We start from the raw sequence: 4,707 nt of genomic DNA, 5'->3' as shown, positions 1-4,707 counted from the left end.
GTGGCAGGGATTTTCTGCGGGCTTTGAAAGCGATCGGTGCGCAGACGCCGCGTGCCGGGCATCGCCCGGTGCCAGCCTCGGTGATGCGGCGGGCATTGGCGCGCACGGCGAACGGGTTCGATGTAGGTTACGAGGTGCTGTTCGGCAGCTATATCAAGCCATAGGTGCACAGGGTCCGTGGCCTACTCGGGAATGATGTAGGCCTGTTCACGGTTGAAGTCGATTTTCACCGTCTCGCCAATATAGGCCTGGTGCTGCGCCGCCCGGCGCTGGGCGCGGATGGATAGATCCTGCCCCCAGCCTGTCCGCACCGTGTAGGCGATGACATCGCCGAGATAAATCCGCTCCGTCACCTGCCCGGCAATCCCCTCCGCGGCGAGATGCATATCCTCCGGCCGCACCATCAGGCGTTTGGCGCCCTGATCCGGGTGATTGAAATGCCGCAGGCTGGTGCCATCGGGCAGATGGGCGGCGCCGGCATCCAGGCGGATCTCGATCAGGTTCGAATTGCCGATGAACCCGGCGGCGAAGCTGCTGCGCGGGCGGTCATAGAGATCCTCGCCGGTGCCGACCTGCTCGATGCCGCCATGGTTGAACAGCACGATCCGGTCCGACAGACGCAGCGCTTCCTCCTGATCGTGGGTGACGTAAATGATGGTCACCCCGGTTTCGGCATGGATGCGTTTGATCTCGCCTTGAATATCCTCGCGGAGTTTCTTGTCGAGGGCGGAGAGCGGCTCGTCCATCAGCAAGATCTGCGGATCATAGGCCAGCGCGCGGGCCAGGGCGACGCGTTGTTGCTGGCCGCCGGAGAGCTGGGCGGGCTTGCGCGCGCGCATCGGGGTGAGATGCACGAGCTCCAGCATCTGCGCCACCTTCGCCTCGATCTCGGCCTTTGGCCGGCGGCGCACACGCAGCGGGAAGGCGATGTTTTCCGCGACACTGAGATGCGGGAACAGCGTATAGCGCTGAAACACCATGCCGATATCGCGATGATTGGGGGCCACCCCGACCAGCGAGCGGCCATTGAGCAGCACATCGCCGGCATTGGGCTCGACGAAGCCGGCGATGGCGTAGAGCGTGGTGCTCTTGCCCGAGCCGGACGGGCCGAGGAAGGTGATGAACTCGCCCTTCTCGATGCGCAGCGAAATATTGTCGATGGCGACGAAATCGCCGAACTCCTTGCGCAGGTTGCGCAGCTCAAGATAGGCGCTCATCGCTTTGCATCCTTGTTGAAAATGGCCGCCAATCCCATCAGCAGCAACGTGCCGAGCACGAGCAGGGAGGAGACCACGGCGATATCCGGCGAGAGATTCTGCCGCACCTCGCCCAGCATGCGCACCGGCAGGGTTTGCAGGCCGGGGCTGGCCATGAAAATCGCCACCACCACCTCATCCCAGGAGGTGAGGAAGGAGAAGATGGCGGCGGAGAAAATGCCATGGCGGATGGCGGGCAAAATCACCCGCGCCCGCGCCTCCCACAGCCCGGCGCCGCACAGCATGGCGGCGTCCTCCAGGGATTTGTCGGTCGCTTCCAACGCGCCGGTGATGGCGACGATGGAGAAGGGCAGGGCCAGCACCAGATGCGCCAGCACGAAGCCCAAAAACGTGCCGGCCAGATGTAGCCGCAGAAACACCGCATAGAGCGCGATGCCCAGCACGATCGAGGGCATGATCATCGGGGTGAGGAAAAAGCCGCGCAGGGTCTCGCGTCCGGGGAAGCGCCCGCGCGCGATGGCGAAGCCCGCGAGCAGCCCCAGCAGCACCGAGGCGAGGGTGACGACCGCCCCCAGCTCAAGCGAGGTGAGCAGCGAGGCCAGCCAGTTCGGGTCGGCGAAGACCTGCGCGTACCATTGCAGCGTCCAGCCCGGGGGCGGGAATTGCAGCCATTGCGAGCTGTCGAAAGACAGCGCGATCAGCAGCCCCAGAGGGGCGAGCAGGAACAACGCCGCCAGCCCGGCCACCGCCGAGAGCACGACGCGCCACCAGCCGAGCTGTGAGAACTCCATCAACATCGATCAGTGCCCTTTCCGGCCATGCGGGGCGAGGTAGCGCGCCTGCACGGCATAGAGCGCCAGGGTGACCACCAGCAGCACGAAGGAGGCGGCGCCGGCCAGCCCCCAATTGAGCAGCGTTTGCACCTGCTGGGCGATGAGTTCCGCCAGCATCATGTCCTGCGCGCCGCCGAGCAGGGAGGGGGTGATGTAATAGCCGAGCGACATCACGAAGATGATCAGCCCGCCCGCCCCCAGCCCCGGCAGCAGCAGCGGCAGAAAGATGCGGGTGAAGCTTTGCAGCCGCGCGGCGCCGCACAAGGAGGCGGCCTGGAACATCGCCGGGTCGAGCGCGGCCAGCGGCCCGCGCAGGGAAATCACCATGAAGGGCAGCATGATATAGACCATGCCGATCACCACCCCCGCCATGCTGCCGTAAAGCGGCAGAGGATTTTTGATGAGCCCGGTCCAGATCAGGAAATTATTGATCGGCCCGGTATCCTGCAGCAGCACCATCCAGGCATAGGTGCGCGCCAGCAGATTGGTCCACATCGAGAGGATGACGATGCCAAAGACCAGCCGGCCGAGACGGCGCGGGGCCACGGTGATGAACCAGGCCAGAGGCAGCCCGACCACAGCGGTGATAGCGGTGACGATGAAGGAGATGAGAAAAGTATTTTCGAGCACATTCGCGTAGGTGCCGGTGGCGAGCAGCGCGGCGTAATTCTGCAGCCCGGGATGCGGCTCCAGGATCGAGCGCAGCAGCAGCGCCAGCACCGGCAGCGCGAAACAGAGCAGCAGGAAGGCGAGAACCGGCGCCGCCGGGGCAAAGCCCCTGGCGCGGCGGCGCCTTGCTTCACGCGAAGCGGCGGGCGCCGCTCTGCTCAGGCTTATTTGGTCTGCCATGCATACCAGCGGTTGGCGATGTCATCGCGATGCGCGGCCCAATAGGCCATGTTCAGATCCACATGGCTGGCGGCATGAGCGCCTGGCAGCGCGGCCAGGGCTTTCGGGCCCATCAGCGCGGCGGCACCTTTATTCACCGGGGCATAGCCGGTATCGGTGGCAAAGGCGGCCTGCGCCTTGGCGCTGGTGGCGTAGGCGATGAATTTTTGCGCGGCCGCCAGATGCGGCGCGCCCTTGGGGATCACCAGCATGTCGCCAGTGGTGAGGTTGTCGTCCCAGCTCATCGCAACCGGCACGCCGCTATCCTGCAGCGCCTGCACCCGGCCATTCCACATCAGGCTGATCGGGCATTGGCCGGAGGCCAGCTGCTGCTGGGATTGCGCGCCGGTGCTCCACCAGACGATGTCGCTCTTGATGCTGTCGAGCTTCTTGAAGGCGCGGTCGAGGTCCAGCGGGTAGAGCTGGTCCGGCTTCACCCCGTCGGCCAGCAAGGCGGCTTCGAGCACGCCGGCGAAGGACCATTTATAGAAGCAGCGCTTGCCGGGAAATTTCGCGGTGTCGAACAGATCCGCCATGGTCTTTGGCGCGTCGCCTTTGAATTTCGATTTGTTGTAGGCGATGACGAAGGAATAATAGAAAGAGCCGACGGCGTCGGGGCTGTTGAAGCGCGGGTCGAGCTGGGCGGCATCCGCCGCGGGCAGATCGATCGGGGCGAGCAGCCCGGCCTTGGCGGCTGCCTGCGCGAAATCACCTTCGACATCGACCACGTCCCAGGAGACATTGCCGCTCTCCACCATCGCCTTGAACTTGCCGTAATCGGTGGGCCCGTCCTGCAGCACCTTGATGCCGGTGGTCTTGGTGAACGGGTCGGCCCAGTCTTTCTGCTGGGCCTGCTGGGTGGTGCCGCCCCAGCTGGTGAACACCATGCTGCTCTGCGCCTGCGCGGCGGCGATGCCGCCCAATGCCAGACAAAGCCCCAAGCCTAAGCGTCGCATCATCAGACCTCCTTGTTGAGCGGGTTGCCAGGCAGCGGCGAGAAGGGCGCGGGACGCAGGATTTTCGTCTCCATCGTCTCGATCAGGGCCTGGATTTTGGGAAGAAACGCCAGCCAGCGCGGATCGCGGATGAGCGCGGCGCGGCGGCGGTCGCGCTCATCCAGGCTGGGATAGGCCCAGATATGCACGATCTCGTTCTGCGGGCCGATCTCGGTGAAGAAATAGCCCGCCAGCCCGCCCAGATGCGCGCTCTGGATGGCGATGCCCTCCTCCTCGACCAGTTTCAGATAGGCCGGAACCATGCCGGTCTTTAGCCTGTAGGTACGCATCTCGTAGAACATCGGAGCGGGCCTCGGTGTGTTTATCTTATGGTATACCATAAGAGCGACGGAAAGACGCTGTAAAGAGGAAAACGCGCCCGGCTTGCCGTATTTATCGCCAAACTGGGTGAGGCCTATGAAGGGTCTTTGCGAAAAGGAGCGGTCTGGCGATTTTTTGTGCGTTGCGGCGGGTCAGTTTGGGCTCTGGCTTTCGGCGGGGCCCTGCTTCAGGGCCAGCTGCAGGGCGTTTTGCAGATGCCGCACCGAAGCCGCCGCCGCCGCGTCCGGATCGCGCGCGATAATGGCGTCCAGGATCGCCTGCATCTCCGCCATCCCGTCGCGCTCCCGCCCCGAGGTCGAGATGGTGCGAGCGCGCAGATGGGTGATCCGCCCATTCAACGCCACCAGCAGCTCCCACGCCACCTGCCGTCCGGCGGCGCGGAACATCGCCTCGTAAAACCGCGCGGTGGCGGCCAGCACGGTGAAGGGCTCG

At 64.7% G+C, this 4,707-nt stretch carries 6 protein-coding genes; all 6 read right to left on the bottom strand.

Annotation, left to right across the window (positions count from 1 at the left end):
- Positions 1-182: 182 nt before the first annotated feature.
- Positions 183-1,217 (bottom strand): ABC transporter ATP-binding protein, encoded by a 1,035-nt coding sequence (locus tag MXAZACID_RS05755; protein ID WP_008493212.1) that lies wholly within the window; start codon positions 1,215-1,217, stop codon positions 183-185.
- The gene (locus MXAZACID_RS05750) at positions 1,214-2,008 is read right to left on the bottom strand and encodes an ABC transporter permease (RefSeq protein WP_240376540.1); all 795 of its coding nucleotides are present in this window, start codon (positions 2,006-2,008) and stop codon (positions 1,214-1,216) included. Before MXAZACID_RS05750 ends, MXAZACID_RS05755 begins: the two co-directional genes overlap by 4 nt.
- A gap of 9 nt (positions 2,009-2,017) precedes the next feature.
- Positions 2,018-2,899, bottom strand: a complete 882-nt coding sequence (locus MXAZACID_RS05745; RefSeq protein ID WP_008493210.1) for an ABC transporter permease — start codon at positions 2,897-2,899, stop codon at positions 2,018-2,020.
- Entirely contained in the window at positions 2,884-3,897 is a 1,014-nt protein-coding gene (locus MXAZACID_RS05740) for an ABC transporter substrate-binding protein (RefSeq protein WP_035178764.1), read from the bottom strand. Before MXAZACID_RS05740 ends, MXAZACID_RS05745 begins: the two co-directional genes overlap by 16 nt.
- A complete protein-coding gene (locus tag MXAZACID_RS05735) occupies positions 3,897-4,235 on the bottom strand; it encodes an NIPSNAP family protein (protein ID WP_008493207.1) in 339 nt (112 codons plus the stop codon). Before MXAZACID_RS05735 ends, MXAZACID_RS05740 begins: the two co-directional genes overlap by 1 nt.
- 171 nt (positions 4,236-4,406) lie before the next feature.
- A partial coding sequence (locus MXAZACID_RS05730) for an FCD domain-containing protein (protein ID WP_008493205.1) occupies positions 4,407-4,707 on the bottom strand: 301 nt, incomplete at its 5' end.

The sequence above is a fragment of the Acidocella sp. MX-AZ02 genome, assembly GCF_000306035.1.
Lineage (GTDB): Bacteria > Pseudomonadota > Alphaproteobacteria > Acetobacterales > Acetobacteraceae > Acidocella > Acidocella facilis.
The sequence above is the reverse complement of the archived record's forward strand: the minus strand, read 5'-3'. Positions and strand labels throughout refer to the sequence as shown.